Raw genomic sequence first — 26,487 nt, 5'->3', positions numbered from 1 at the left:
GGGCGCGCACCATGCTTGTAGGAGAGTTGACGGCACGTCAACGGTCCGGACGGGACTGGCTGGACGCCTTCCCGTCCGGACCACGCGGGCACATCAGCCGGCCGGAGCCTCCAGCCTGCTGATGCGCACCGCCCCTCGGGCCTCGCCCGGATGACCACTCGTCATGGTGAGCCGCAGCCGGGAGCCCTGTACGGCGTCGAAAGTGATCACAGTCGGCTCGCCCGAGGCGCCGGCCCAGTCGACGGCCGCCCCGGCGACCGGCTCGTACCGGCGGCCGTCCCACACCGCGACCTCGACCGACGCGGGCAGCGAGTGCGTCGAGTCCACGGTGAACCAGATCTCCACCCGGTCCAGGGTCCGGGACCGCCCCCAGTCGACGGAGACCCAGTCCTCCTCCCGGGCCCCGTCGAAGGCGGGCAGCAGGGGCGTGGCGGCCTTGAAGAAGGCGTTGGACCAGCCGGTGGCCGGGTCGCCGTCGAGCATCGCGGCGGGCAGGGTGTCGGGGCGGCCGGAGTAACTGGCGTCCGCGTAGGGGTAGTTCGGGGGTGCCGGGTGGTCGGGCTTGAATGGCGCCGCGGGGGTGGTCGCCGCCGACCGGGCGGGAGTGGTGCGTACGGCCGCCGTGCCCGTGCGCAGACCTTGCGCCCGTGCCGTCACCTTCAGCGTGCCCGCCTTCGCGCCCGACCGGACGATCGCGAGGCCCTTGCCGTGGAAGGCGGTCCGGGTACTGGCCTGATAGCGCTCGGCACTCTCCTGCCTGCCGTTGTCGAGCCCGGCGAGGGAGCCGCCGGTCACGTCGAAGGTGATCAGGTGCTCGGCGTCGGGCACGACCACGCCGCGCGCGTCGACGACCTCGGCGGTGAGGAAGACCAGCGAACGGCCGTCGGCGGCAAGGGACTTGCGGTCCGGGGTGAGCCGTACGGCATACGGCTTTCCGGCCGTGCGCAGCACATCCGTGGCGACCACCTTGCCGTCGCTGCGCGCCACCGCCTTCAACTCGCCGGGTGTGTACGGCACTTTCCAGGTCAGGTGGAGCTTGCCCGCGCTGCCGTTCGGGCTGGTGTAACTGCCGGGGTAGGGGCCGTCGGTGAAGGTCTTGTCGTCGCCGGTGGCCTCGGTGGTCTCCAGGTAGGCGCGGCCGTCGACGGTCTTCTTCGTGTCGAAGCGCCGTACGCCCTGGGACGTGCCGTTGAGGAACAGCTCGACGGTGTCGACGTTGGCGTACGCCCACACCTCCACGACGTCCCCCGGTGCGTGGTTCCAGGTCATGGGCAGCAGATGCACCATGGGCTTGCTGAGCCACTGGCTCTGGAACAGGTAGTACATGTCCTTCGGGAAGCCCGCCGTGTCGACCGCGCCGAAGAAGGACGCCTTCACCGGGAAGACGTCGTACGGCGTGGGCTCCCCGATGTAGTCGATGCCCGACCACAGGAACTGGCCCGTGAACCACTTCCGGTCCCGGTCCTTCTTGTGGCCGTACTCGCCGCTCATCGTCCAGGAGGCGAGGTTGTTGTCGTAGGAGGAGGTCGCCCGCTTGCCGGGGGTGTAGTTCTCGCCGGTGTTGAGGCGCTCGGGCTCCTGGTAGGTGCCGCGGGTGGAGGTCTCGGACGAGGACTCCGACTCGAACAGGAACAAGTGGGGGTAGGCGGCGTGGAGTTGGTCGACGGATTTGGCGGTGTTGTAGTTCAGGCCGAGTCCGTCGAGCTTGGCCAGCATCAGGTCGGCGGCCGAACCCTTCGCCGGGAGGCGGCGGTATTTGTCGGAGCCGATGACGAGGGGGCGGGTGTCGTCGGCGGCCTTGATGGCGGCGATGATGCGGTCCGCCATGGCGAGTCCGGCGGTGGTCGTGGAGTCGGGGACCTCGTTGCCGATGGACCACATGATGACGGCGGGCGAGTTGCGGGCGGCGCGGACCATTTCGGTGGTGTCCTTCTCGCACCACTCGTCGAAGAACCGGCCGTAGTCGTAGCGGTTCTTGCCGGTGCGCCAGCAGTCGAAGTTCTCCACCAGCATCACCACGCCCAGTTCCTCGCAGACCTGGATGACCTCCGGCGCGGGCGGGTTGTGCGAGGTGCGCAGGGCGTTGACGCCCATCGACTTCATGATCACCATCTGTCTGCGCACCGCGTCCTCGCTGACCGCCGCGCCGAGCGCGCCCAGGTCGTGGTGCAGGTCGACGCCCTTGAGCTTGGCGGGGACCCCGTTGAGCCGGAATCCGTCGTCCGGGTCGATACGGAAGGTGCGGATACCGAAGGGGGTGCGGTAGGTGTCGACCGCCTTGCCGTCGATACGGAGTTCGGTGTGGAGGAGGTAGCGGTGGGGGTCCGTAAAGTCCCACAACCTGGGTCTGCCGACGGTGAGTTCGTGGGTCTGCGTCGTCCGGTCGTCGACGGTGACGGTGGTGGACGTCCGGGCGACCGTACGGCCGCCGGCGTCGACGACCCGCGATCTCACCTCGACCTCCTGCACATCGCCCGACTCGTTCATCACGGACGTCCGCACCCGCACGACGGCCCGCTCCTCGGTGATCTCCGGCGTGGTGACGTAGGTGCCCCAGCGCTCCACGTGCACCGGCTCGGTGACCACCAGCCGGGCCTCGCGGTAGATGCCGCTGCCCGAGTACCAGCGGCTGCTGGGGAGTTGGTTCTGCACCTTGACCGCGAGGACGTTCTCGGTGGTGCCGTCGGTGTGCAGGAGGTCCGTGAGGTCGAGGGCGAAGCCGGTGTAGCCGTAGGGGTGGCGGCCGACTTCCTTGCCGTTGCAGTAGATGTACGAGTCCATGTAGACGCCGTCGAACTCCACCGAGATCCGGCGGCCGGCGAAGGCGGGCGGCAGGGTGAAGGCGAGGCGGTACCAGCCGAGGCCACCGGGGAGGAAGCCGGTGCCGCTGGTGGTGCCGTGCTCGGTGGTCGGGGTCTGCTCGATGCTCCAGTCATGAGGGACGGCGACCTCGCGCCAGTCCGAGTCGTCGTATGCGGGCGCGGCGGCGTCGGCGTAGGCGCCGGTCGGGTCGGTGATGCCGCCCGGGTTGACCAGCGCGAAACGCCAGCCGTCGCGCAGGGCGACGGTGCGGCGGCCGGATCCGCCCGCGACCGCCTCGGCGGCCCGTGCCACCGGGGTGGTGAGGAGCACCCCGGCGGCGGGTGCGGTCGTAGAGGCGATCAAAACCGATCTGCGAGTGACCGTCATGGCGGCTCTCCCTCATCAGGGCCCAGAAGTACTCACAACTGATCGTGAACAAACAGATTCTGACGGTGACCCACATGAGGGCGTCAAGGGGCGGGTGAGGTGCTTCTGTCCCAGGGGCCACATCGGCCGGATCTCTCTCTTGACCCAGGGTGCCGGACTACTCTCGGTTCCCGTTCGCGCGGGACCGTGACGCACTAGGCTGGAACTGAAGTGACCCAGCTGTTCACTGTGCGTACGCGCGATGGAGCGACGACGATGAGCCCGGTGTATCCGTTCGACGAGGCCGCCACGGCCCGGGCTGTCCTCGACGGCGACGGCACGGTGACCGAGTGGAGCGAGGGGGCCCGGCGACTGCTGGGCTGGACGGCCGAGGACGTCGTGGGGCGCCTCGCCGCCGAGCTGATCCAGGGCCCGCCGCCCGCCGTCCGACCGCCCCGCTGGGACGGAACGGTCACTTTGCGCCACCGCGACGGCCATACGGTCACCGTATGGCTGCTCGTCCACCACCGGCAGCCGAAGAACGGCGGCACCGGCGACTGGCTGGCGGTCACCCCGCTGGAGGGCGACCGGCCGCCGCAGCCCGACGATCCGCTGGAACAGGCCGGCCTCACCCAGTCCCCCTGTGCCGTCGCGATCTACGACGAGCGGCTCCGACTGCACCGGATCAACGACGCCATGGCCGAGGTGATCGGACTGCCCGAGGAGCGGATCCGCGGACTGCGCGTGCCCGAGCTCAGCGGCCGGCTGGACGGCGAGAGGATCGAGCAGCAGCTGCACCGGGTCCTCACCACCGGCCGGGGCAACGACGTACGCGCTTACGTGCCGATCGGCGTGCACGGCCGGGTCAACGCCTGGCTGGCCCGGATGGCACCGATCACCGACGCCACGGGACGGGCGCGCGGGGTGTGTGTCGCCGCGCACGACTTCACCGAGCAGTACGAGTCTCGCGAGCGGCTCCAACTGGTCAACGAGGCGAGCGTCCGCATCGGCACCACCCTGGACATCACCCGCACGGCACAGGAACTCGCGGACGTGTGCGTGCCCGCGCTCGCCGACTTCGTCAGCGTCGACCTCCTGGACCCGCCCGAGCCCACGGGCGAGCCTGCCACGGGGCCGGTGACCGCGCCGGTCACGCTGCGTCGGGCGGCCCACCAGTCGGTCAATCCCGGCAGCCCCGAGGCCGTCGTCAAGCTGGGCCAGCTGGACGTGTACCCGGCCACGTCTCCCCAGGCCGACTCCTTGCTGGCCGGCCGCACGATCGTCGCGGCGGTGCCCTCCGGTGACCTCACTCAGTGGCTGACCTGGGACAAGGCCCGTATGGAGCGGGTCAGGGAGTACGGCATCCACTCCACGATGGCCGTGCCGATCCGGGCCCGCGGCGCGACCCTCGGCGTCGCCGTCCTCACCCGCTTCCGCCGCCCGGACCCCTTCACGCCGGACGACGAACTGCTGGCCGAGGAGATCACGGCCCGCGCCGCGGTCTGCATCGACAACGCCCGCCGCTACTCCCGCGAACGCGAGACGGCCATCGCCCTGCAGCGCAGCCTGCTCCCCCAGTCACTGCCGCGGACAGCGGCACTGGACGCGGCCTCGCGCTACCTTCCGGCGGCGCGGGCCGGGGTGGGCGGCGACTGGTTCGACGTGATCCCGCTGTCCGGGATGCGGGTCGCGATGGTCGTCGGGGACGTCGTCGGCCGCGGCATCCAGGCCTCGGCCACCATGGGCCGGCTGCGCACCGCCGTGCGCACGCTCGCCGACATCGACCTGGCCCCGGACGAGCTGCTCACCCACCTCGACGACATGGTCGTTCGGCTGTCCGCGGAGGCGGGCGGCGACAGCAGCACCGCCGCGGTCGGCGCCACCTGCCTCTACGCCGTCTACGACCCGGTGTCCCGGCGCTGCACCCTGGCCCGCGCCGGGCATCCGCCGCCCGTGATGCAGCCGCCCGGCGGCAGGCCCCGGCAGATCGACCTGCCGGCGGGGCCGCCGCTGGGCCTGGGCGGGCTGCCGTTCGAGCCGGCCGAGATCGAACTGCCCGAGGGCACGGTGCTCACGCTCTACACCGACGGGCTCATCCAGTCCCGCGAACGTGACGTCGACGCCGGGCACGCACTGCTCTGCGACGCCCTCGCCGCCCCCTCCGGCTCCCTGGACGAGACCTGCGACCGCATCCTGCACACCCTGCTCCCCACGGGCGGCGCCTCCGACGACGTGGCCCTGCTGCTCGCCCGCACCCAGGGGCTGCCCACCTCCCGCGTCGCGACCTGGGACATCCCGGCCGACCCGGCCCTGGTCGCCCCGATCCGCAAGCAGGTCGTCGGGCAGCTCGACCTCTGGGGGCTGCCGGACGCCTCGTTCACGGCCGAGCTGGTGGTGAGCGAGCTGGTCACCAACGCCATCCGGTACGGCACCCACCCCATCAGGCTGCGGCTCATCCATGACACGGCCACGCTGATCTGCGAGGTGTCCGACACCAGCCATACGGCTCCGCATCTGCGGCGCGCCAAGACCTGGGACGAGGGTGGGCGCGGGCTGCTGCTGGTTGCCCAGCTCACGCAGCGTTGGGGGAGCCGGCACACGGGGGACGGTAAGACGATCTGGGCGGAGATCGGGCCGCTCGAGGGGTGAGGGCTCCGCTGGGGGGGGTGCCGCGATGTGTCGTCGGTTCACTGCGGCGCCGTCGTGGCTGGTCGCGCCCGCGCGGCGGAGCCGCATATTGACACAGCCCCGCGCCCTGAAGGGGCGCTCCCTCAGGGCGTGTCGGACAGCCAGGGGCGTATCTGCTTGCGGGCCTCGTGCAGGCGGGACTTCAGGGTGCCCAGGGGGACGCCGGTGCGTTCGGCGGCTTCGGCGTAGTTCAGCTGGCAGATGTCGCGGTAGACCAACGGGGCGACGAGATGCGGGTGTTCGCGCTCCAGACGGTCCAGCGCCTCCAGCAGGTCGACGCGGGAGCCGGCGATGACACTCGTCGTGCGCGGGTCGACGTACTGCGCGTCGTCGATCGGGGCGGGCTGTTCGGCGGCACGCCGCTTGAGCTCGCGGTACTTCTGGCGGGCGCAGTTGGCGACGACGGTGTAGAGCCAGGTGCTGAAGCGGCTGCGGCCCTCGAACCCGGTGATCTTCCGGGCGACCTGGAGCAGCACGTCCTGCGCGGCCTCCTCGGCGTCCTCCCGGTTGGGCAGGAACCGCCCGCAGCGCCGGACGACTTCGGGCCGGATCGCGTGCAGCAGCTCGTCCAGGGCGGCACCGTCGCCCGCGGCCGCGCGCCGGGCCAGGTCCTCGGTGAGCGCGGCGTCGGACACGGGGGCTCCCCTCGGTCTCGCGGTCGACAGATCCTCGGCACGGGTCCTCGGTGCGGATCTGAGGCCAGGCATGATAGTCGTATGCACTCCGTCGAGCGGATCGGGCGCTACCGCCCCGAACGCCGCCTGGGCACCGGGGCGTTCGGCACGGTCTGGCTCGCCCACGACGACGAGCTCGACGCCCTCGTGGCCGTCAAGGTGCTCGCCGACAACTGGGCGCACCGGCTGGACGTCCGCGAGCGCTTCCTGTCCGAGGCGCGGATGCTGCGCCGGGCCGGCTCCGACCGGGTCGTCCAGGTCTACGACATCGGCGAACTGCCCGACGGCAGGCCGTACTTCGTGATGGAGTACGCCGACGGCGGCACCCTCGCCGACCTGCTCACCGAGGGTCCGCTCCCCGTGCCGGAGGCGCTGCGGCTGACGGCATCGGCCGCCCGGGGCGCCGCGGCGCTGCACCAGGCGGGGATCGTGCACCGGGACATCAAGCCGTCCAACGTGCTGCTGCGCACCTCCCCCGGCGGCGCCGCCCGGGTGCTGCTGGCCGACCTCGGGCTGGCCAAGAGCCTGGCGGAGGCGTCCGGTCTCACCCTCGCTGCGGGTTCGGCGGGATACCGGCCGCCCGAGCAGGCCGGGCCCGGCGCGGGTATCGACGAGCGGGCCGACGTGTACAGCCTGGGTGCGGTCGGCTACCACCTCGTCACCGGCGCCGTGCCCGGCGAGCCCGGACACGTCGTACCGCCCGGGCGGCTGCGCCCCGGCCTCGACCCGGGCGTGCAGCGGGCCCTGCTACGCGCACTGGAACCGGACCGCGGGCGCCGCTGGCCCACGGCCCAGGCCTTCGCCGAGGAGATCGAACGGCTGGCGTCCCGGGCGCCACGCCCCCGGCGGCCCCGCAGGGCCCTCGCCCTGACCGCCTCCGCGCTGCTGCTGCTCACGGCCGTCGGTGTGACCCTGGCGCTGGTGACCCGTGAGTCCCCGGCCCCCGGCATCCGTGTCGAGGACTCCAGCGGCCGGGTGACGGCCGAGGTGCCCGGCGCATGGGGCCGGCAGGTACGCGACTCGGGGTGGGATCCCGCGTCGATCGGCCTGCGTCCGGGACGCGAACCGGGGTTCACCGTCGCGGACGATCTGGCGAAGTGGCAGGACCTGACGTCGGACGTGAACGGCGTGTTCGTCGGCCTGAGCGAACACGGCGACGTCACCGGGCAGGTGAACGCCCTCACCCACGCCGGCTGCCACTACGACGGCGGCCGTTCCTACACCGGGGAGCGGTGGCACGGCCGGGTCCGCACCTGGACCGACTGCCCGGGCGGAGGGTCGATCACGGAGGCCGGGCTCACTCCGGCCGGCGGCGACGCGCGGCCTCAGGTGTATGTGCAGATCCGCCAGAACGGCGATCCCTCCCAGTCGGAGCGCATCCTGGACTCGGTAGGAGCGAAGGGATGAAAGCCGCGAACTTTTCCCGCTCCGCGCGCATCGGACACGAGTGACGGGGCACAAGGCGCCGTACGCACGCGTCACGACGGGTGCGGGACATCTCAGGAGCGTTGAGAACCATGGCGAACACCCACCGGTCCGTACGCCGGGCGACCCTGCTGGCGAGCGCCGTCGCCGTGCTGGGACTGCTGACCGGCTGCGGCAACGGCAGCAGCAACACCGCGAACACACCGGAGACGCTGCCCGGCACGGCAGGTCCCGCGACCGGCACCAGCACCCCCGCATCGGCCTCCCCCACGACCACGCAGCCGAGCGTCACGCCTGAAGCACCTGACACACCTGAGACACCGGGGACGCCCTCCTCGTCCGCCCCAGCCGAGCAGACCCGGCCCGCCACGAGCACCCGCTGCCACACCTCCGAGCTGCGTGCGTCCGTCGGGCGCGTCAACCCGGGAGCCGGGCAGCGGAACTACCCGATCGTGCTGACCAACACCTCGTCCGGCACCTGCACGGTGCGCGGCTACCCGGGCGCCGCCTTCGTCGACGCCTCCGGCAAGCAGCTGGGCCCGGACCCGAAGCGCTCCGACGGCTCTCCCGCCACGGTCACCCTGACGCCCGGCAGTAGCGCCTGGGCCGGGCTGTCGTACTCCAGCCCCGAGATCAGCGGGGCCCGTACGGCCACACCGGACGCCCTGCTCGTGACGCCGCCCGACGAGCGTGACCCGCTCAAGGTGGCTTGGACGGCCGGTGAGGTTCCGGTGGGCGGCAACGAGTCCTCGGTGTGGCTGACGGTCTTCAGCCCCGGCACCGGCGCCTGACCTCCACCGTGCCGGTCAGCGACGCCAGCCGTCGTACCCGTGGCCGCCGTTCCCATAGCCGTACCCCTGTCCGTATCCGTACCAGCCGTACTGGCCGTACTGGTTGTTCCAGGAGCAGTAGTACCCGTAGCAGGAGGGATACGAAGACGGCGTCGGCGTCGGCTGTGCGGTCGACGGGGTCGCGGTGGGCGTCGGCTCGGGCGTGGCGGTGGGTGTGGGCGGCTTCGAGGGCGTCGGGGCGGCGGGCGGCTTCGACGTGCTCGCGGCGGCTTCCCAGTGGACGACTTCCATCTGGAGGTCGGTCTTGGCGGTGTCGATCACCCAGCGCTGGGCGGTGCTGTCGTCGCGGTTCTTGAGCACCAGCGCACCGGCCCTGTCGCCGGCGGAGGTCAGGGCGAGGTCCTGGTTCCAGCGGGGGACCAGGCTGCCCTGGAGGGTGAAGTCGTAGCGGACGTTCTTCGTGTCCGGCTGGGACGTCCCGGTGCAGGGGGCGAGCCGGACCGAGTAGCCGAGGTGGGAGTCGAGGCAGAGGTCGGGGTCGGCCACGTTGCGCAGCAGCCCGTCGGTCTCGTACGTCCACTGCTGACCGGCCGCGGCGGAGCACTGGGTGACCTCGGCCTCCGCGCCGTCTACGGCCTTCTTGCCCTCGATGCCGATGCAGAGACCGGAGTCGACGTTGTGCAGCCGGCCGCTCAGGGCGCCGTCCGTCTCCTCGCCCGACCCGACCCAGGAGGGGTTGCCGGGCGTTGTGCCCGTGACGGGTGCGTCGGAGGAGCGGTCGCCGTCGGACGGGGTGGTGTCGTCCCCGGAGCCGAACGCGGACCACAGGACGAGGGGGAGGACGATCAGGCCGCCCACGATCGCGACGGCCATGGTGACGTTCCGGCGGCGTGCGGCGCGGCGGGCGGCCTTGTGGGCCGAGCGAGGGGAGGGCGGGCGATGGGCAGGCATCGGAGGTGCGAACTCCTCGCCTGGAAAAGGCGGTTGTGCCTGGAGCTCCTGCCCGAGTGATATCTCTTCCACCAGTTCGGGCACCTGCGCCCAGTACTCGCGGTAAGCCCGCGCGCCCCAGCCGAGGACGGCTTCGGCGAGTGCCGTGCCGAGCCCGTCGTTGAAGTGGTCGAGCTGGCCGGCGGTGTGGCGGCAGTGCTTGCAGCCGTCCAGGTGCGTGCGCAGATCGGGGTCGACGTCGACTCCGCCGCGCCGGTAGGTGACGTCGAGCATCCGCTGGAAGCGCCGGCACTCCTGCTCGGGGGCGAGTTCGCGGTGCACCTGGAGGCACTCCTCGCGCAACCGCTCCCGGGCGCGCTGCAGTTCGACGGTTGCGCACTCTTCCTCGAGGCCGAGCAGTGCGGCCGGAGTCCGAAGGGGCTCGCCCTCCACCTCGACGTGCCAGAGCAGGCAGCGGGCCGTTTGGGTCAGCCGCTGGAAGGCCCCGGAGATCAGGCGCCGGTCCGCCGGCGGCAGCAGGCGTGCCGCGACACGCTCGCCGTCCCCGGCCTCGGATCTCAGCTCGGGGTGGAGCTGTTCGCGTCTGCGGTCGCCGTCCCACTCGGCGGCGATCCGGCGCACCGTGACGAGCAGATGAGGCCGCCAAGCGGCCGTCGGCCCGGTCTGCCGCAGGGACTCGCCGAAGAGCCTCGTGAAGGCCGCCGTGGTGAGCATGCCCGCGGCCCGCGGACCGTCGGTGCACAGCCGTGCGTAGGCGAAGGCCGCTTCCCAGTGCCGGTCGAGGAGTTCACCGACGGGGTGCAGCGCGGGCGCCGTTCCCGTCCATTTCCTCAGCTCGGTGCTGAGTTGTTCGTCCGTCACCTCGAACAAGGGCGCGGACGTGGGGGAATTCGGCAGGCCAGCGTCTTTCACGGCTGCATTTCCTCTCAAGGGCATCCGGCGTAAAGTCCATACCAAGGGGTATGTGGGCTGCATGTTCTGACTGCACGCCGACAGAGCACACCTTTACACAGCTCAGCGAAGCGGAACAAGTGATCTCATGGTTTTGTGGATTACCTTGTCTTGACGGAGACTTGACAGAATGTCAATCCGGGGTGCTATTGGGATCCATTTCCGGCTGACGCCGTACCGACATGGAAATAGTGGCCTTCATTCACCTGGCCACGGGCCCGCCTCGGTACGCTCCGGGCGGCACCCCGTACCGCTGCCGGAACACCCGATTGAAATGGAACGGGCTCGCGAAGCCCGAAGCCGCGGCCACCCGTTCCACGGTCAGATCGGTGCTCTCCAGCAGCCGCGCGGCATGCCGCAGCCGTGCCTCGCGCAGCGCCCGCATCGGCGACTGCCCCAGCGTCCGCGTGAACAGGTGCGCGAAGCGGGAGGGCGACAGCGCGACCTGCTCGGCGAGCGAGCGGACGGTGTGCGGGGCACCCGGGTCGGCGTCGATCAGCGCCTGCGCCCTCCGCACCCTCGGGTCCACGCCGGGCCGGGGCGAAGACGTCCGTGCGGTGGCCGCGGTGAGCAGCACGATCTCCTCCAGGGAGCACAGCGCGAGTTCCCGGGCCGCGGTGCCGTGCGCCACGGCCACCCGGTCGTCCTCCGGCCCGGTCGACGGCGGTGTCCCGGTGCCCGTCCAGCGGGCGTCGGCGAGCATCCGGCGAAACGCTGCGTCGAGGCGGCCGTGCAGCCCGGCCGGCGTGGGCGTGACGACGTACATCCCGTCCCCGGTGTCGTACGGCCGCAGCCAGGACGACCACGACGGACGCGCCTGGCAGTGCACCCACCAGAACTCCCAGCGCCCGGCGCCCGGTTCGACGCCGTAGCCGTGCCGGACGCCCGGCGCGAGCACGACGAGGTCCCCGGCCGCCGCCCGTGCCCGCGCGCTCCCCTGGCGCAGCTGTCCCCGTCCGCCGGTCGTCCAGGTGAACAGCCAGCTGTCGGCACCGCGCGGGCGCTGGACGGCGTAGCCCTCGGGCTGGTCGAAGCGGCCGACCACCACCAGGCCCGGCGGCGGCGCGGGGACGCCGGGCGCAGCAGTCCCGGGCAATCCGTCAGCGCTCATGGGCATCCTCCTGAAGCACCCTGCGGCCTAGCGTGTCGTACCGAGGACACCCGACCGAGGAGTGGACGCATGACAGCCACGGACATCGGCGCCGCCGGCGCTCCCATCCTGACCGAGGCAGGCCTGAACCGCTTCCGGGAGGACGGCTTCACGGTCGTACGGAAGCTGTTCGGCCACGACGAGATCGACCGGTTGTGCGCGCAGTTCTCGGCGCTGCACGCGGCCGGGCCGGTGCCGGGGCATTTCGAGCCGCGTCCGTCCACCGACCCGCTGCTCACCCACCCGAGGGTGATGCACCCGCATGTGATCAACGACCTGGCGCGGAGCGTGCTGCTGGATGCCCGGTTGCGTGAGGTGCTGGAGGTGCTGCTGGACGAGGAGGTGCTGGCCGCGCAGAGCATGTTCTACTTCAAGCCGCCGGGCGCCCGGGGTCAGGCGCTGCACCAGGACAACTTCTATCTGCGGGTCGAGCCGGGCACCTGCGTGGCCGCGTGGATCGCCTGCGATGTGATCGACCGGGACAACGGCGGGCTGGAGATCGTGCCGGGCACGCACCGGATGGACATCTTCTGTCCCGAGGAGGCGGACGAGGACCTGTCCTTCGCACGGGAGTACGTGCCGCCGCCGCCCGGTCTGTCGCCCGTGCCCGTCGACATGGAGCCGGGGGACGTCCTGTTCTTCAACGGCAGCCTGGTGCACGGCTCACAGCCGAATCACACCGCCGATCGCTTCCGGCGGTCCTTCATCGCCCACTACGTCGGCCGGTCGGCCGAGCGCATCGGTCAGCACTACCGCACGCTGACGATGAGCGGAGAGCGGGTGCGGCTGCCGGAGAGCGAGGGGGCGGGGCCGTGCGGCAACGCATTCGCGGCGCACGGGCCCCATTAGGCCGTCTGTTGGCTGCGGGTTCGTGGGGGCTGATCGCGCCCACGCGGCGGAGCCGCATATCGATACAGCCCCGCGCCCCTGAAGGGGCGCTTCAGTGGCCGATGATTGGATGCGGAGCATACGGCTGCTCCAGCTCCTCGATCTCCTTGTCGCTGAGCCGGAGTTCGACTGCCGCCGCCGCGTCCTCGATGTGCTGTGGCTTGGCCGCGCCGACGATCGGTGCCGCGACGGTGTCCTGGTGGAGCAGCCAGGCGAGGGCTACCTGGGCGCGCGGGACGCCGCGGTCGTTCGCGATGCGCGTCACCGACTCCACCACCGTGCGGTCGCTCTCGGGATAGAGGCGGCTGCCGAAGTTGTCGCCCGCGCTGCGCTCGGTGACCGTGCCCCAGTCGCGGGTGAGGCGGCCGCGGGCGAGAGGGCTCCAGGGCAGTACGCCGACGCCCTGGTCGGCGCAGAGGGGCAGCATCTCGCGCTCCTCCTCGCGGTAGAGGAGGTTGTAGTGGTTCTGCATGGAGACGAACTTGGTCCAGCCGTGCCGCTCGGCCGTGTACTGCATCTTCGAGAACTGCCACGCGTACATCGAACTCGCCCCGATGTAGCGGACCTTGCCCGCCTTCACCAGGTCGTGCAGCGCCTCCATCGTCTCCTCGACCGGCGTGTGCCGGTCGAAGCGGTGGATCTGGTAGAGGTCGACGTAGTCGGTGCCGAGGCGGCTGAGGCTGTGGTCGATCTCCGCCATGATCGCCTTGCGGGAGAGGCCGCCGCCGTTGGGGCCGGGCCGCATCCGGCCGTTGACCTTCGTCGCCAGCACGATCTCGTCGCGCTGGGCGAAGTCCCGCAGCGCCTTGCCGACGATCTCCTCGCTCGTGCCGTCGGAGTAGACGTTCGCGGTGTCGAAGAAGTTGATCCCGGCATCCAGCGCCTGCCGGATCAGCGGGCGCGACGCCTCCTCGTCGAGGGTCCACTCGTGCACGCCGCGGTCCGGCAGGCCGTAGGTCATGCAGCCCAGACAGATCCGCGAGACGTCCAGGCCCGTCGAACCGAGCTTCACGTACTGCATCGTTGCTGCTCCTGCCTTCGGGGGTGGCTGGCTACAGAGGGGAGCGTACGTCGTCCGTCCCGCCCGCCCCTCCCCCATCGATGCCCTCCGGACAGCGCGATCCCCGCTTGACGGCCCTGGCCCGCGGGCGATTTGATCACCGACGTGCCGCACAACGGAATGACTGTCCCCCGCGTCGCGGCTCTCGCCACCGTCGCGGGCCTCCTCTCCCTCGCCATGACGGCCTGTGGGTCCTCCGAAGAGGCCACGTCCTCACAGGTGCGCCTCCCGCCACGCAACGCCGGCTTCGACTACCAGATCGGCGGCCCCTACAAGCCCCCGTCCGGCGTCCGCATCGTCGCCCGCGACCGTACGGCGTCCCCCGCGCCCGGCCTGTACAACATCTGCTACGTCAACGCCTTCCAGGCCCAGCCGGACGCCGAGCGGTCGTGGCCCGCCGACCTGCTGCTGCGCGACGCGGACGGCGAGGTGGTCGTCGACGAGGACTGGGACGAGGCGCTGCTCGACATCGGTACGGCGGCCAAGCGCGAGCGGATCGCCACGCGGGTGGGCGAGTGGATCGACGGCTGCGCCGACAAGGGCTTCGACGCCGTCGAGCCGGACAACTACGACAGCTACACCCGCTCGGACGGCCTGCTCACCGCGAACGACGCGACCGCTTTCATCGCCCTGCTTTCGCAGCATGCCCACGCCCGGCACCTCGCCATCGGCCAGAAGAACACCGTGGAGCTGGCCGGGCAGCGGAAGAAGGCAGGGCTCGATTTCGCGGTCGCGGAGGAGTGCGGTCAGTACGACGAGTGCGGAGTGTACGCCGAGGCCTTCGACGACCGGGTGGTCGACGTCGAGTACACCGACAGCGGCCTGCGGAAGGCTCTTTCGGACTTCGGCGACCGGCTGAGCATCGTGCGCCGGGACGTGATGGTGTCGACTCCGGGCAGCGAGGGCTACGTCCGCCGGACGCGCTGAACACCCGTTGCTGCCTGCAGGTGACCGCCCGGCGTGGGAGTCGTCGGGCGGTCCGCGGGGTCCCGCATTCTCGGCGCAGACGACCGGCGTCCGGCCGGTCGGGGCCGTGCGGGAGGCACAGGGTGCGAACACGTCCGACAACGCTGAGGACACTTTTCGGGGCCGCGGTGCTGGTGCTCGCCGTCGTCTCGCCGGCCTGGGGGCGGCCGATCCCGGAGCAGGCCCCGCCGGCCGAGCCCCCGGCCACCCTGTGCGCACCCGCGGGAACCCTGCGCGGACCGGGCGGGCAGCAGGCCTCGGTCAGCCTGTGCACGGGCAGCGGCACCCCGATGATGGCGGTCTCGGCGCCCGCGACCTGCCGCCGCTCTGCCTGTCTCACCTCGGGCACCTGGACGGCCCGCCGCGACGGGGCGACGGTGGCGTCGGGGCCGCTTCCCGGTTCGCACGCCTACCCGGGCCCGGGGACCTACGACATCGAGGCAGACGTCCGGGTACGGTCCGCGCCCGCCGGTGTGGACCTGCGCGGCACCGTCCGCGCCACGCTCACCCTGACCGCGCCGAAGCCGGAGCCGACGCACAGCGTCCGGGGCGACGGCACCACGCTGCGGTCAGGCTCGGTGTCCACGCTGACGTACACCGTGTCGCGGGACAGCGACCGCGGCGACGGCAGCGCGCGTTTCGGGCTCATCGGGGAGGAGGCGTCAGGGGTGGAGCTGACCACGTCCGACGCCCGCTGCGTCAATCCGCTGATCGGCCGCCATCCGTCGACAACCCGTCAGCTCCACGCCCTCGACTGCGCGCTCACCGACCTTCAGCCCGGGCGTCCGGCCAAGGTCGTCGTGCGGGTCGCGGTGCCGGACAGGTGCTCCACCGTCGTCTCCAAACTGGGCTACTGGATGCCGCAGGGCCAGGCCGTGTACACGGGCGGCATGCTCGTGGGGCCGACGGTCGGCTGCCGATAGGTCAGCGCTCCACGAGGTCGAGTGCGTGTTCCCAGCGGAACTCCGGCCGCCTGCCGTGCTCGTCCGGCTCCCCGGAGTAGGGCTCGCCGAAGCGGACGCCCATGCCGCGCAGCCGGATGAGGCTGTCCTGGTAGGCGGGGTGGGCGGCCAGCGCGTCGGACACGCAGGGCAGGGCGGCGATCGGGACGCCGAGGCCGTACGCCTCGCACAGGGTGGCCACGGCGAGGGTGTCGGCGAGGCCCGCCGCCCACTTGTTGACGGTGTTGAAGGTGACGGGCGCGGCCACGACGGCGTCGGGCGGCGGGAACGGGCGGGGATCGCCCGGGGTTCGCCAGGCGGAGCGGATCCGGCGCCCGGTCTGCGTCTCGACCGCGGCGGTGTCGAAGAAGCCGTTCAGGGCGACGGGGGTCGCGATGACGCCGACCTCCCAGTCCCGTTCCTGCGCGGCGGTGATCAGCTTGCTGACGTCCGCCGCGATCCCGGCCGCGCAGACGACGACGTAGAGGAAGGGCTTCCCGTCCTGTTCGGTCACCCGGGAACCCTACTCAACCGGGAAGGACCGCCCGCGTTCGGTTTCGGGCCGGGCGCCGAAGATCCGCCGCTCCCGCTCCTCGATCGGTACGTCGTTGATGCTGGCCTCCCTCCGGGTCATCAGCCCGTTCGCGTCGAACTCCCAGAGCTCGTTGCCGTACGAACGCCACCACTGGCCGTCCGTGTCCCGGCACTCGTACTGGAAGCGGACCGCGATGCGGTCGCCGTCGAAGGCCCACAGGTCCTTGCGCAGCGCGTAGTCCCGCTCGCGCTCCCACTTGGCGGTGAGGAAGTCGACGATCTGCGCGCGGCCGGTGACGAAGGTGTCGCGGTTGCGCCAGACCGAGTCCGGCGAGTAGGCGAGCGAGACCCGCTGCGGGTCGCGGCTGTTCCAGGCGTCCTCGGCGGCCTGGACCTTCTGTGCGGCGGTCTCCCGGGTGAACGGCGGCAGGGGCGGTCGGGCGGTCACGGTGTCTCCTCCATCAGCGGAGAACGTGCGTTCTCCGAGCTGACTGCTACGGTAGGAGAACGCTCGTTCTCACGTCAAGGAGTGGTCGTCCCATGGACAGCGCAGCCGCCCGGGAGCAGGCACTGGACGCGGCCGAGGAGCTGTTCTACGGGCGGGGCATCCAGTCCGTCGGAATGGACGACATCCGCGGCGCGTCGGGCGTCTCGCTCAAGCGGCTCTACCAGCTCTTCCCGGCGAAGGAGCGGTTGGTCGAGGCGTATCTGGAGCGCCGGGACGTGCGCTGGCGCGGGCGGCTGGCCGAATTCGTGCAACGTCACGAGGATCCCGAGCAGCGGATTCTCGCCGTCTTCGACTGGCTGGAGCGGTGGTTCGGGGAGCCCGGTTTCCGCGGCTGCGCGTGGATCAACTCGTACGGCGAGCTGGGCGCGACGTCCACCCGGGTGGCGGAGCGGGTCCGGGCGCACAAGGAGGCGTTCCGGGACTACGTCGGAGGGCTGGTGGCCGACGCGGGGCGGGACTCCGCGTTCGCCTCGGCCGTGTATCTGCTGGCCGAGGGCGCCATGGTCACGGCGGGGATCACCGGGAGCACGGCGCCCGCGGCTCAGGCACGGGAGGCGGTACGGCTGTTGTTCGCGTCCTGCGAGTGACGGCGGGCCGGGGTCAACTCCCGGTGTCGGACACCGTGATGGCGCTGACCGGGCAGGCCCGGGCCGCCTCCCGCACCAGGGGGTCGCCGCCGCCGTCCTCCTTGCCCGGCAGCAGGGTGCTGAATCCGTCGTCGTCCTGGGTGAAGGCGTCCGGGGCGGTCAGGGCACACATGCCCGCGCCGATGCAGACGTCCGTGTCGATGTCGATGTGCATGAGGGGAGCCTCTTACCAGGTCACGGGGAGTTCCAGCATCCCCTGGACCGTGTCGCCGGGTTTGAAGGGGATCGCGTCCGCCGGGGCGGCCAGACGCAGCTCGGGCAGGCGGTCGAGCAGGGCGTGCAGGGCGATCTCCAGCTCGGCGCGAGCCAGGTTCTGCCCCAGACACTGGTGGATGCCGAAGCCGAACGCGACGTGGTGGCGGGCCGGGCGGTGCCAGTCCAGGATGTCGGGATCGGCGTAGACGGATTCGTCGCGGTTGATGACGGAGGTCGAGAAGAGGACGCCGTCGCCTTCACGGATCTTGGTGCCGTCCACTTCCATGTCCTCGGTGGCGCGGCGCAGCAGCCCGTCCGCGATCGACAGCAGGCGCAGCAGTTCCTCGACCGCGGTGGGGAGCAGGGCCGGGTCCGCACGCAACTCGGCCAGGCGTTCGGGGTGTTGGAGGAGGGTGTAGGTGCCGAGCGAGATCATGTTGGCGGTCGTCTCGTGGCCCGCGACGAGCAGGATGACGGCCAGGGAGATCAGCTCCTGCCGGGTCGGCGTCCCGTCGCCCAGGTGGACGAGGTCGTCGAGGAGGCCGTCGCCGGGCTCGGTCTGCTTGCGGTCGATCAACTCGCCGAGGTACGCCTCCAGTCGGGCGCGCGCGTCCTGCGTGTCGGCGGCCGCCGGGCCGCGCAGCAGCCGTCGTGACTGTTCCTCGAAGAAGTCGTGGTCGGCGTAGGGGACGCCGAGCAGCGCGCAGATCACCATCGAGGGCACGGGTAGCGCGAAGGCGGTCACCAGGTCGGCGGGCGGTCCCTGCGCGATCATCGCGTCGAGCCGCTCGTCCACGATCTGTCCGATCCGCGGGCGGAGTTCGGCGGCACGCCTGAGGGTGAATCCGGGGATCACCTTGCGCCGCTGGGTGCGGTGCTCGGGGTCGTCGACGCCCAGCAGTGCGGTCCTGCGATCGCGGACCCCCGCGAAACGGGCGGTGGCCGCCGGGAAGTCGGGGTGGGTGCGGTCGCTCGACAGACGGGGGTCGGCGAGCAGGTCGCGGGCGAGGGCGTGGCCGGTGACCAGCCAGGCCGGGCGGCCGTCGTAGAGCGTGATCCGGGCGAGGGGGCGGGTGGCGCGCAGCGGGTCGTAGGCGGTGGGCGGCTGATAGGGGCAGGTCCGGTCCTGCGGGAAGGCGACGGGTTCCGTTTGCGTCATGGGGGCCTCGCAGACGATGGAGTGCCTCGTTCCGTCCGCCATTGGATGCCCTGGGCATCTACTCCGGCCACATCAAGTTCGGCCAGATCACCCGGCCGCTCGATATGGCCGGGGATCGCCGTCGTCCCGATGCCACGACGTAGCGCCGCGGGGAAATTCGCTTGTCGGTACGCGGTCGCCGCCCGCAGAATCCGGCCATGCCTATGACCCGTTCCTCGCTGCCGTCGACCGTCGCCGTTCGTCCGGTGCGGTACCAGCAGCAGCCCGGCTGCCCCCGGAGGTCGACGCTTCCCGCGTCATGACCGGCGCACTCGTCGCGGGGCTGATCGCGGGCTACGGCATCGCCGTACCGGTCGGTGCCGTCGGGGCCTACCTCGTTTCCCTCTCCGCCCGTACCTCGCTGCGCATCGGTTCCAGCGCCGCCCTCGGCGTCGCGACGGCCGACGGGATCTATGCGCTGGCGGCCATGGCCGGCGGCTCCGCGCTCGCCGTCGCGCTGGAGCCGGCTCTGGTGCCGCTGCGCTGGGCGTCCGTGCTGGTGCTGATCGCGCTGGCGGTCTGGGGCGCGGTCACGGCCGTACGCCGCTACCGGGGCCGTCGGCTCACCACCCGGTCCGCGTCCCCTCCCCCGAGCCCCGCGCGGGCGTATCTCGGGCTGCTCGGCATCACGCTGCTCAACCCCACCACCGTCATCTACTTCGCCGCCCTCGTGCTCGGCACCCGGACGGCGGACCCGGTGCCGCCCCTCGATCAGGCGGTGTTCGTGCTGGCCGCCTTCCTCGCGTCCGCGAGCTGGCAACTGCTGCTCGCCGGGAGCGGCGCGCTGCTCGGCCGGGCGCTGACCGGGCGGCGGGGCCGACTGGCGACGGCGCTGGTGTCGAGCGCGGTGATGCTGGCGCTCGCCGTACGGATGGTGGCGACGCCCGCGTGACGGGTACCGGCGTCACGGCGCGAAGGCGCGGGCGACGGCGAGACTGTCCTCGTACACGTGGTGCCGGACGACCAGCCCGTCCTCGATGGTGAGGTGCAGGGCGAATCTGGCGCGATACGGGCGCCCGGTGGCTTTGGCGGTCTGCCGGATCTCGCCGAGCACCACGGCGTCGGCGCCGTCCACCAGGACGCGCTTGATCTCCGTGGCGGCCTCGCCGGGGACGTGATGTGCGGCAAGCTCCCGGTAGTGGGCGGCCGCGTCGGCGCGGGTCGCGCGGGGCCGGATCCACGGGGTGGCGGTGCGGCCGTGCTCGTTCTCGGGCCAGCTCAGCTTCCAGTCGGCCCGGTCGGCGTACAACTCGGCGATGCGCTCCGCGTCGCCCTGACCGATCCGCAGCAGCAGTTCCTCCACCACGGCGCGGGTCGTCGTGTCGGTGGTCTTCGTCATGGTGGGCCTCTCGTCCGGCGGGGTCGGTCACGACTGTGCCGGAGGCGGCCGGGCCGGGCGATTACCGCCGAAGTAATGGACACGGCGGGTTCAGGGCACGGGGTAGGGGTGAAACCCGTGCGGACCGGTGTTGACTGGGCCGCACATGAGTTGGCCGACCGAAGAACGGAATGCCATGCCTCTTGAGGGAGAGTACGAACCCAGCCCGGAGCAGTGGGTGCGCGACCAGGTGGAGCTGTACGAGAGCTCCGGCGGCACCAAGGGAACGACCCTGATGGACACGGGAATGCCCGTCATCCTGCTGACGACCCGTGGCGCGAAGAGCGGGAAGCTCCGCAAGACACCGCTGATGCGCGTGGAACACGAGGGACGCTACGCCGTCGTCGCCTCGCTCGGCGGCGCTCCCAAGCACCCCGTCTGGTACTTCAACGTCAAGGCCGACCCCCACGTCGAGCTCCAGGACGGCCCGGCCAAGCGGGACATGACGGCCCGTGAGGTGACCGGCGCGGAGAAGGCCGAGTGGTGGGAGCGTGCGGTGGCGGCATATCCGCCGTACGCCGACTACCAGAAGAAGACCGACCGGGAGATTCCCGTGTTCGTGCTGGAGCCGTCCGACGGCGGGTGACGGCGCGAAAAATCTTGCCCGGCGTGACGCATGAACCCGTGTCCGCCGGGCACCCGAGGCTCAGGCCCCGCCGCGCTCCCCCGTCGCGGCGGGGCTTTCGCGTGCCTCCTGGGCCGACCGGTCGGTCACGTCGAGGAAGATCTCACCCGCCTCGGGCACGCTGCGGGCGAGAGTGCGCTTGATACGGACGGCGACCTCCTCGACCCGTTCGCTGTCCATGCCCGGCACCAGGTCGATACGGGCGGCGACCAGGGTCGCGTCGAGCCCGACCTTCATCGTGTACAGCGCCTCCACGCTGTCGATCTCGGGCTGCTCCCGCAGCAGGGCCCGGATCCGCTCGGCCGCCTCCGGGGCGGCGGCCTCCCCGATGAGCTGGTCGCGCGCGTCGCGTCCCAGCCGGTAGGCGACGTACACCAGCAGCGCGCCGATCGCGAACGAGGCGCACGCCTCCCACACGGCCTGCCCCGTGGTCATGTGCAGCAGCATGCCGGCGGCGGCCAGGCTCACACCCAGCACCGCCGTCCCGTCCTCGGCGATCACCGTACGCAGCGCCGGGTCGCGCAGCCGGTCCCGGCCGCCCTGGCGGTGCGCCTGGTACAGCGCCCGTGCCAGCGAGCCACCCTCGGCGACGAAGGCGACACCCAGCACGATCAGGCCCGCCACATAGCCGCTGAGCTTCTCCTCGGCGCCGTTCCGGAGGGCCTCGAAGCCCTGGAAGAAGGAGAAGCAGCCGCCCATCACAAAGATCCCGACGGCCGCGAGCAGCGACCAGAAGAAGCGCTCCTTGCCGTACCCGAAGGGGTGGCGCTGGTCGGCGGGGCGGCGGCTGCGGCGCAGCGCCGCGAGCAGGAAGACCTCGTTCAGGCTGTCGGCCACGGAGTGCGCCGCCTCCGACAGCAGTGCGGGCGAGCCCGCCGCGAGGCCGCCGACCGCCTTGGCCACGGCGATGACCAGGTTGGCGGCGAGCGCCACCAGCACGGTGACGCGAGTTCTGCGATCGGCCTTCCGGCCGGCGGGTTTCGACGCGTTCGAGGGTTTCCCACTCATCATCGCCGACTGCCCTTCTCGGTCCGGCTCACACCGTCTCGTCTGCGGAAATCGGGGAAACCGGGGAGGTAGTCGGCAGTGAGGAGCCCGGTGATGAGCGGCGATGACGGCAACAGCGCCTACGGCAGGAAGCCCTTCAAGCGGTCCAAGTCCCACTTCACGGACCGGATCACCGATGACGCCCGGGACGGCTGGCCGGTGGAGCCGGGCCGCTACCGGTTGGTGGCGAGCCGTGCCTGTCCATGGGCGAGCCGGGCGGTGATCTCCCGGCGGCTGCTGGGCCTGGAGGACGCCCTGTCGCTGGCCGTCGCCGACCCGATCCAGGACGACCGTAGCTGGCGTTTCACCCTGGACCCCGACGGGCGTGATCCGGTCCTCGGCATCCGGTTCCTCAGCGAGGCCTACGACCGGCGCGAGACCGGCTACCCGGGCGGGGTGAGCGTGCCCGCGATCGTGGACGTACCCAGCGGGAAGCTGGTCACCAACGACTACCAGCAGCTCACCCTGGACCTCGCCACGGAGTGGACGGCCCTGCACCGGGACGGGGCGCCCGATCTGTACCCGCGGGCGTCGCGCGACGAGATCGACTCGGTCATGGCGGACGTCTACGAGGACGTCAACAACGGTGTGTACCGGGCCGGGTTCGCCGCCGACCAGGAGACCTACGAGGCGGCCTGCACGGCCCTGTTCCGGCGGCTGGAGCTGCTGTCGCGGCGGCTGGAGGAGCGGCGCTATCTGGTCGGCGACACGATCACCGAGGCGGACATCCGGCTGTTCACCACGCTGGTGCGTTTCGACGCCGTCTATCACGGCCACTTCAAATGCAATCTCTGGAAGCTGTCGGAGAATCCGGTGCTGTGGGCGTACGCCCGTGACCTCTACCAGACGCCCGGCTTCGGTGACACCGTCGACTTCGACCACATCAAGCGGCACTACTACCAGGTGCACACCGGCATCAATCCGACGGGCATCGTGCCCCTCGGACCGGACCTGTCCGGCTGGCGGACCCCGCACCACCGGGAGAGGCTGGGCGGCCGGCCGTTCGGCGAGGGCACACCGCCCGGGCCGGTGCCCCCGGCCGAGCAGGTTCCGGCGCGAGGGCGGCCCTGACCACACAGGAGGCAGACGTGGGCAAGAAGCAGCAGAAGCTCAAACTCCCCCTCGCCTACAAACCCATGGGGTTCGTGATCGGCTGGGCGGGCGGAGCGCTGGCGACCTTCGCCTTCAACGCGACGTGGAAGGCGATCCGGCACGAGGACGACGCACCCGACCCCCTGGACCGGGAGCGAGGCTGGGGCGAGATCCTGCTGGCCTCCGCCATCCAGGGCGCGATCTTCGCCGTGGTCCGCAGCGCCCTGAACCGCACGGGCGCGAAGGCCGTGGAGCGCTCAACCGGGGTATGGCCGACTGGGGACAGGAGCAAGAAACAAGAAGGCTGACGTCAGCGCCCCGAAGGGGCGCGGGGAACTGCGCGACCAGCCACGACGGGCCCGCAGACGAACGACGGACTGTTACCCCTGCTTCGGCGCCGTGGGCGGCACGCAGCGCAGGGTGAAGGAGTGGCCGGCCGGATCGGCGTAACCGCGTTCCTCGAAGGGACCGGACGCGTCCTTGGTCTCCAGCGGGCGCCCACCAAGCCCGACGACCCTGCGCTCGGCCTCGTCGAGATCGGTCACGACGAAGTCGAGGTGGGCCTGGAGGGAGTTCTCGGGGCGCGGCCAACTCGGCGGCGTGGCGTTCACATCGCGGCGGAACGCCAGCCGCGTGCCGCCCGCGCCCTTGATCTCCACCCGGTTGGCGGTCGCGTGCGTCTCCTCCGCCTCCAGGAGCTCCTTGTAGAACACGGCGAGCTTCTCGGGCTCGGCACAGTCGAGCACCACGAGGCCCGCTTCCACCAGTGCCATGTCTCCTCCGTATGGGTCGGGGACGTACGGTTCCCCGCACGTCCCGGTTAACCCCGTTCCGCGGATTCAGTCGGCCACGAGCCACTCCCACTCCCCGCCGGCAGGCATTTCCTGGACAGACGTCCAGCTATAGTGGACAGACGTCCAGGAAACAGAGGTAAAGCATGGAGACCGTCGCGAGCGTGCTGGTCGGACTGGTGGCCGCGTTGCACGCGTACATCCTGGTGTTGGAGATGTTCCTGTGGCAGAAGAAGCCGGGCAGGTCGTTCCATGGCTTCGACCGTGAGATGGCGCGGGCGACCGCGCCGATGGCCGCCAACCAGGGCCTCTACAACGGGTTTCTCGCGGCCGGTCTGGTGTGGGGTCTGATCGCCGCGGATCCGACCGGGTTCAGGGCGCAGGTGTTCTTCCTGTCCTGCGTCGTGGTCGCGGGCGTGTACGGCGCGGTCACCGCGAACATCCGCATCCTGTTCGCCCAGGCACTGCCCGGCGCGCTCGCCCTGGCCGCCGTCCTCGTCGCGCGGTGACCCGCGGCGTGCCCGAGGATCCCCGGGCCGCCCGCACCCGGGCGCGGCTGCGCGAGGCTCTGCTCGCGGAGTGCGCCGAGCGGCCGTTGGCCGAGGTCGGGGTCGCCGCGCTGGTGCGCCGGGCCGGTGTCGGCCGGGCCACGTTCTACGTCCACTACGCCGACCTGGAGGCACTGGCCGTGGACGCCTGCGCGGATGTCGTACGGGACGCCGTCGATGCGCTGCACGCCTGGCGGGGCCGCCCCGATCCGGTACACGCGCCTGCCGCGCTGCTGGAGTTCTTCGCGGGCCTCGCCCCGCACGCGGCCCTGTACCGCGCCCTGTTGAGCCCGGGCGGCGGCGGCCCGCTCGGCCGCGTCCTGCACCGCGATCTACGGGCCCGCAGCCTGACCGAGCGCCGCCTCGCCGGCGCGGCGGACGCCCCGCTGGTCGCCTCGGCGGTCGCCGCGACCTTCGCCGGCGTCCTGGCCGACTGGCTGCACGGGCTCCTCGATGCATCTCCCGAGCAAGTCGCCGACCAGGTCTGGCAGTTGCTGGTTGCCCTGCACGCCAGCCGGTGAAGGTCATCCGTCCGCAACGGATCAGTGCGCCGCCTGGAACGTACCGGCGGGGCGGACGGGGCCGTGCCGTACTTCGAGGTGCCGTGCATTCGTGACGCAAGCAAGCGTCGGCTGCGTCGCAGGCGGCTGCTGGGCAGCACGTCGGCTCAGCTGCACCGGCCCTGGTCCACGAACCTCGCCTACGGGACGGCGGCCTATCCGCATGAGCGGGCGAGCGCGTGCGCGTATGCCTCGTCGAGCAGTTCCCGCAGCGTTGAGGTGGTGGGTGCGATGGCGGTGGCGAGCAGTGCCGGGCCGCCTGCCAGCGGTGCGAGGACGGCGCACCCGTCTTTGGCCCCTTCGCCGAGCAGTACGGGGTCTCGTCGGACGTCGAGGCGCGGGCCCACGATGAGGAGTTGGCCGACGGCGCGGTGTCCGTTCAGGACGGCTGGGCCGTCCCAGCCGGGTTCCGGGGCCCCGTACGCCGTGTGTTGGTCGAGCAGCGTGCGTCCGGCGCGGTGGACCAGGATCCGGCTGACGAGGTGGCCGGGTTCCTCGTCGGCACGGCCCAGGAGTTGCTCTTCTCGCAGCACGAGCCGTGCGGTGGCGGCGAGTTCGACGGTGTACGTCTGGTGCAGGTTGCTGTCGGCGGCGCTGATCAGGGGCTGCGGCAGCCAGCGCAGATGAGCGTGTTCTCCCACGGTGAGCCGCACGTCGTAGGTGGCGGCGTCGGTGGTGGGGCCGCGCAGGGCGAGGGTGGCGGCGGCTGTGGTGACCTCCAGTTCGGACCGGTCGTCTGCGGTGATGTCGAGGGTGAGCCGGTCGCCGCCCAACGGGGCACTCATCGCGCCGATGATCCCCACCGCGGCGGCGTTGCCGTGGGTGCGCAGACGCCGTAGGTGGAAGGGGCCGTCGCTGCGCAGCTGCGGGAGGGTGGTGACGCGTCCGTTGTGCGCGGCGCGGATCCGGGCCGTGGCACGTACGCCGTCGAGGTGTCCGGCGGGCTCCTGGGCACCAGGTGTAGGAGTGGTGGGGCCGGATGTGGTTCGGGCGGCGGCGAGTTGGGAGAAGGGGCTCATACGGCTGCCCCGGCACGCCACTGGGTGAGGTGGCCGGTGACCCAGTCGGCGACTTCGCGGATGCCGTCGTCGGAGGTGAGGCTGGTGAAGATGACGGGAAGGTCGCCGCGCTGTCGTTTCGCGTCGATGGCCATGGTGTCCAGGTCGGCGCCGACGTGCGGGGCGAGGTCGGTCTTGTTGATGATGAGGAGGTCGGCGGTGGTGATGCCGGGGCCGCCCTTGCGGGGGATGTCGTCGCCGCTGGCCACGTCGATGACGAAGATCTGCACGTCGACGAGGCCCTTGGAGAAGGTGGCGGTCAGGTTGTCGCCGCCGGACTCGACGAGCACCAGGTCGACGGGGTGGAGGGTCTCTTCGAGATGTTCGACGGCCTCCAGGTTCGCGGAGATGTCGTCGCGGATCGCGGTGTGGGGGCAGGCGCCGGTTTCGACGGCGGTGATGCGCTCGGGCGGCAGGACGGCTTCGCGCCGCAGGTACTCGGCGTCCTCGCGGGTGTAGATGTCGTTGGTGACGACGGCGATGGACCAGCGGTCGCGCAGGGTGCGGCAGAGCGCGGCGACGGTCGCGGTCTTGCCGGAGCCGACGGGGCCGCCCAGGCCGACGCGCAGCGCGCGGTGGCTGCCGTCGGCGCGGAGCGGCTCGGCGCTGTGGGTGTGGCGCTGCTGCATGGTCCCGGGGTGGTCGAGGTGCAC

The 26,487-nt window shown here is 71.6% G+C and carries 27 protein-coding genes; 13 read left to right on the top strand and 14 right to left on the bottom strand.

What is annotated here, in order from left to right; genetic code table 11:
• Nucleotides 1-93: 93 nt before the first annotated feature.
• Complete coding sequence (locus KCH48_RS02650) at nt 94-3,189, bottom strand: glycoside hydrolase family 2 TIM barrel-domain containing protein (protein ID WP_210569967.1); 3,096 nt, start codon at nt 3,187-3,189, stop codon at nt 94-96.
• 255 nt (nt 3,190-3,444) lie between these two features.
• Between KCH48_RS02650 and KCH48_RS02645 the strand changes: the two genes are divergently transcribed.
• Nucleotides 3,445-5,817, top strand: coding sequence for a SpoIIE family protein phosphatase (locus KCH48_RS02645; protein WP_210569964.1), 2,373 nt, complete (start codon nt 3,445-3,447; stop codon nt 5,815-5,817).
• A 122-nt stretch (nt 5,818-5,939) separates the two neighbouring features.
• On the opposite strand, the gene KCH48_RS02640 is transcribed toward KCH48_RS02645, so the two are convergent.
• Nucleotides 5,940-6,491: an RNA polymerase sigma factor gene (locus KCH48_RS02640; protein ID WP_307840780.1), complete on the bottom strand. Its 552-nt coding sequence runs from the start codon at nt 6,489-6,491 to the stop codon at nt 5,940-5,942.
• 81 nt (nt 6,492-6,572) lie between these two features.
• On the opposite strand from KCH48_RS02640, the gene KCH48_RS02635 reads away from it, so the two are divergent.
• Together KCH48_RS02635 and KCH48_RS02630 are read left to right on the top strand one after the other, a co-directional pair.
• Complete coding sequence (locus KCH48_RS02635) at nt 6,573-7,937, top strand: serine/threonine-protein kinase (RefSeq protein ID WP_210569961.1); 1,365 nt, start codon at nt 6,573-6,575, stop codon at nt 7,935-7,937.
• A 110-nt stretch (nt 7,938-8,047) separates the two neighbouring features.
• On the top strand, nt 8,048-8,746 hold the full coding sequence (locus tag KCH48_RS02630) for a DUF4232 domain-containing protein (RefSeq protein WP_210569959.1): 699 nt from the start codon (nt 8,048-8,050) through the stop codon (nt 8,744-8,746).
• A 15-nt stretch (nt 8,747-8,761) separates the two neighbouring features.
• On the opposite strand, the gene KCH48_RS02625 is transcribed toward KCH48_RS02630, so the two are convergent.
• Together KCH48_RS02625 and KCH48_RS02620 are read right to left on the bottom strand one after the other, a co-directional pair.
• Entirely contained in the window at nt 8,762-10,609 is a 1,848-nt protein-coding gene (locus tag KCH48_RS02625; protein ID WP_307840779.1) for a ricin-type beta-trefoil lectin domain protein, read from the bottom strand.
• A gap of 241 nt (nt 10,610-10,850) precedes the next feature.
• Nucleotides 10,851-11,759 carry a helix-turn-helix domain-containing protein gene (locus KCH48_RS02620; protein WP_210569957.1) on the bottom strand — a complete coding sequence of 303 codons (909 nt, stop codon included), beginning with the start codon at nt 11,757-11,759 and terminating at the stop codon, nt 10,851-10,853.
• A gap of 69 nt (nt 11,760-11,828) precedes the next feature.
• On the opposite strand from KCH48_RS02620, the gene KCH48_RS02615 reads away from it, so the two are divergent.
• Nucleotides 11,829-12,647 carry a phytanoyl-CoA dioxygenase family protein gene (locus KCH48_RS02615; RefSeq protein ID WP_210569956.1) on the top strand — a complete coding sequence of 273 codons (819 nt, stop codon included), beginning with the start codon at nt 11,829-11,831 and terminating at the stop codon, nt 12,645-12,647.
• Nucleotides 12,648-12,738: 91 nt separating this feature from the next.
• Here the strand turns inward: KCH48_RS02615 and KCH48_RS02610 are convergent, their stop codons facing one another.
• On the bottom strand, nt 12,739-13,707 hold the full coding sequence (locus tag KCH48_RS02610; RefSeq protein WP_210569955.1) for an aldo/keto reductase: 969 nt from the start codon (nt 13,705-13,707) through the stop codon (nt 12,739-12,741).
• A gap of 216 nt (nt 13,708-13,923) precedes the next feature.
• Here KCH48_RS02610 and KCH48_RS02605 point away from each other — a divergent pair, with 216 nt between their 5' ends.
• On the top strand, nt 13,924-14,673 hold the full coding sequence (locus KCH48_RS02605; RefSeq protein ID WP_246884807.1) for an endo alpha-1,4 polygalactosaminidase: 750 nt from the start codon (nt 13,924-13,926) through the stop codon (nt 14,671-14,673).
• 122 nt (nt 14,674-14,795) lie between these two features.
• Complete coding sequence (locus KCH48_RS02600; RefSeq protein ID WP_210569954.1) at nt 14,796-15,635, top strand: hypothetical protein; 840 nt, start codon at nt 14,796-14,798, stop codon at nt 15,633-15,635.
• Nucleotide 15,636: 1 nt separating this feature from the next.
• Here the strand turns inward: KCH48_RS02600 and KCH48_RS02595 are convergent, their stop codons facing one another.
• A complete protein-coding gene (locus KCH48_RS02595) occupies nt 15,637-16,167 on the bottom strand; it encodes a flavoprotein (protein WP_210569952.1) in 531 nt (176 codons plus the stop codon).
• 9 nt (nt 16,168-16,176) lie between these two features.
• Nucleotides 16,177-16,635, bottom strand: a complete 459-nt coding sequence (locus tag KCH48_RS02590) for a nuclear transport factor 2 family protein (protein WP_210569950.1) — start codon at nt 16,633-16,635, stop codon at nt 16,177-16,179.
• A 92-nt stretch (nt 16,636-16,727) separates the two neighbouring features.
• Here KCH48_RS02590 and KCH48_RS02585 point away from each other — a divergent pair, with 92 nt between their 5' ends.
• Nucleotides 16,728-17,282, top strand: a complete 555-nt coding sequence (locus KCH48_RS02585) for a TetR/AcrR family transcriptional regulator (protein ID WP_210569948.1) — start codon at nt 16,728-16,730, stop codon at nt 17,280-17,282.
• 13 nt (nt 17,283-17,295) lie between these two features.
• Here KCH48_RS02585 and KCH48_RS02580 read toward each other — a convergent pair whose 3' ends face one another.
• Both KCH48_RS02580 and KCH48_RS02575 read right to left on the bottom strand, forming a co-directional pair.
• Nucleotides 17,296-17,496 (bottom strand): ferredoxin, encoded by a 201-nt coding sequence (locus KCH48_RS02580; protein ID WP_210569946.1) that lies wholly within the window; start codon nt 17,494-17,496, stop codon nt 17,296-17,298.
• 12 nt (nt 17,497-17,508) lie between these two features.
• Complete coding sequence (locus KCH48_RS02575) at nt 17,509-18,696, bottom strand: cytochrome P450 (RefSeq protein ID WP_210569944.1); 1,188 nt, start codon at nt 18,694-18,696, stop codon at nt 17,509-17,511.
• Between the two features lie 298 nt (nt 18,697-18,994).
• On the opposite strand from KCH48_RS02575, the gene KCH48_RS02570 reads away from it, so the two are divergent.
• A complete protein-coding gene (locus KCH48_RS02570) occupies nt 18,995-19,627 on the top strand; it encodes a LysE/ArgO family amino acid transporter (protein ID WP_210569942.1) in 633 nt (210 codons plus the stop codon).
• A 12-nt stretch (nt 19,628-19,639) separates the two neighbouring features.
• Here KCH48_RS02570 and KCH48_RS02565 read toward each other — a convergent pair whose 3' ends face one another.
• Entirely contained in the window at nt 19,640-20,074 is a 435-nt protein-coding gene (locus KCH48_RS02565; protein WP_210569936.1) for a nuclear transport factor 2 family protein, read from the bottom strand.
• Nucleotides 20,075-20,249: 175 nt separating this feature from the next.
• On the opposite strand from KCH48_RS02565, the gene KCH48_RS02560 reads away from it, so the two are divergent.
• Entirely contained in the window at nt 20,250-20,699 is a 450-nt protein-coding gene (locus KCH48_RS02560; protein WP_210569934.1) for a nitroreductase family deazaflavin-dependent oxidoreductase, read from the top strand.
• Between the two features lie 60 nt (nt 20,700-20,759).
• Here KCH48_RS02560 and KCH48_RS02555 read toward each other — a convergent pair whose 3' ends face one another.
• A complete protein-coding gene (locus tag KCH48_RS02555; RefSeq protein WP_374104650.1) occupies nt 20,760-21,677 on the bottom strand; it encodes a cation diffusion facilitator family transporter in 918 nt (305 codons plus the stop codon).
• A 162-nt stretch (nt 21,678-21,839) separates the two neighbouring features.
• On the opposite strand from KCH48_RS02555, the gene KCH48_RS02550 reads away from it, so the two are divergent.
• Together KCH48_RS02550 and KCH48_RS02545 are read left to right on the top strand one after the other, a co-directional pair.
• The gene (locus KCH48_RS02550) at nt 21,840-22,856 is read left to right on the top strand and encodes a glutathione S-transferase family protein (RefSeq protein ID WP_210569930.1); all 1,017 of its coding nucleotides are present in this window, start codon (nt 21,840-21,842) and stop codon (nt 22,854-22,856) included.
• A 65-nt stretch (nt 22,857-22,921) separates the two neighbouring features.
• The gene (locus KCH48_RS02545; RefSeq protein ID WP_210570897.1) at nt 22,922-23,185 is read left to right on the top strand and encodes a DUF4235 domain-containing protein; all 264 of its coding nucleotides are present in this window, start codon (nt 22,922-22,924) and stop codon (nt 23,183-23,185) included.
• Nucleotides 23,186-23,257: 72 nt separating this feature from the next.
• On the opposite strand, the gene KCH48_RS02540 is transcribed toward KCH48_RS02545, so the two are convergent.
• Nucleotides 23,258-23,650: a VOC family protein gene (locus KCH48_RS02540; RefSeq protein WP_210569928.1), complete on the bottom strand. Its 393-nt coding sequence runs from the start codon at nt 23,648-23,650 to the stop codon at nt 23,258-23,260.
• Between the two features lie 164 nt (nt 23,651-23,814).
• Here KCH48_RS02540 and KCH48_RS02535 point away from each other — a divergent pair, with 164 nt between their 5' ends.
• The gene (locus KCH48_RS02535) at nt 23,815-24,177 is read left to right on the top strand and encodes a DUF1304 domain-containing protein (RefSeq protein WP_210569926.1); all 363 of its coding nucleotides are present in this window, start codon (nt 23,815-23,817) and stop codon (nt 24,175-24,177) included.
• The gene (locus KCH48_RS02530; RefSeq protein WP_210569924.1) at nt 24,174-24,737 is read left to right on the top strand and encodes a TetR/AcrR family transcriptional regulator; all 564 of its coding nucleotides are present in this window, start codon (nt 24,174-24,176) and stop codon (nt 24,735-24,737) included. Before KCH48_RS02535 ends, KCH48_RS02530 begins: the two co-directional genes overlap by 4 nt.
• Nucleotides 24,738-24,931: 194 nt before the next feature.
• On the opposite strand, the gene KCH48_RS02525 is transcribed toward KCH48_RS02530, so the two are convergent.
• Together KCH48_RS02525 and ureG are read right to left on the bottom strand one after the other, a co-directional pair.
• The gene (locus KCH48_RS02525) at nt 24,932-25,795 is read right to left on the bottom strand and encodes an urease accessory protein UreD (RefSeq protein ID WP_210569922.1); all 864 of its coding nucleotides are present in this window, start codon (nt 25,793-25,795) and stop codon (nt 24,932-24,934) included.
• Complete coding sequence (gene ureG / locus KCH48_RS02520) at nt 25,792-26,487, bottom strand: urease accessory protein UreG (RefSeq protein ID WP_210569921.1); 696 nt, start codon at nt 26,485-26,487, stop codon at nt 25,792-25,794. Before ureG ends, KCH48_RS02525 begins: the two co-directional genes overlap by 4 nt.

Source organism: Streptomyces sp. GESEQ-4 (assembly GCF_017948455.1).
In the GTDB taxonomy this organism is placed as follows: Bacteria; Actinomycetota; Actinomycetes; order Streptomycetales; family Streptomycetaceae; genus Streptomyces.
The sequence above is the reverse complement of the archived record's forward strand: the minus strand, read 5'-3'. Positions and strand labels throughout refer to the sequence as shown.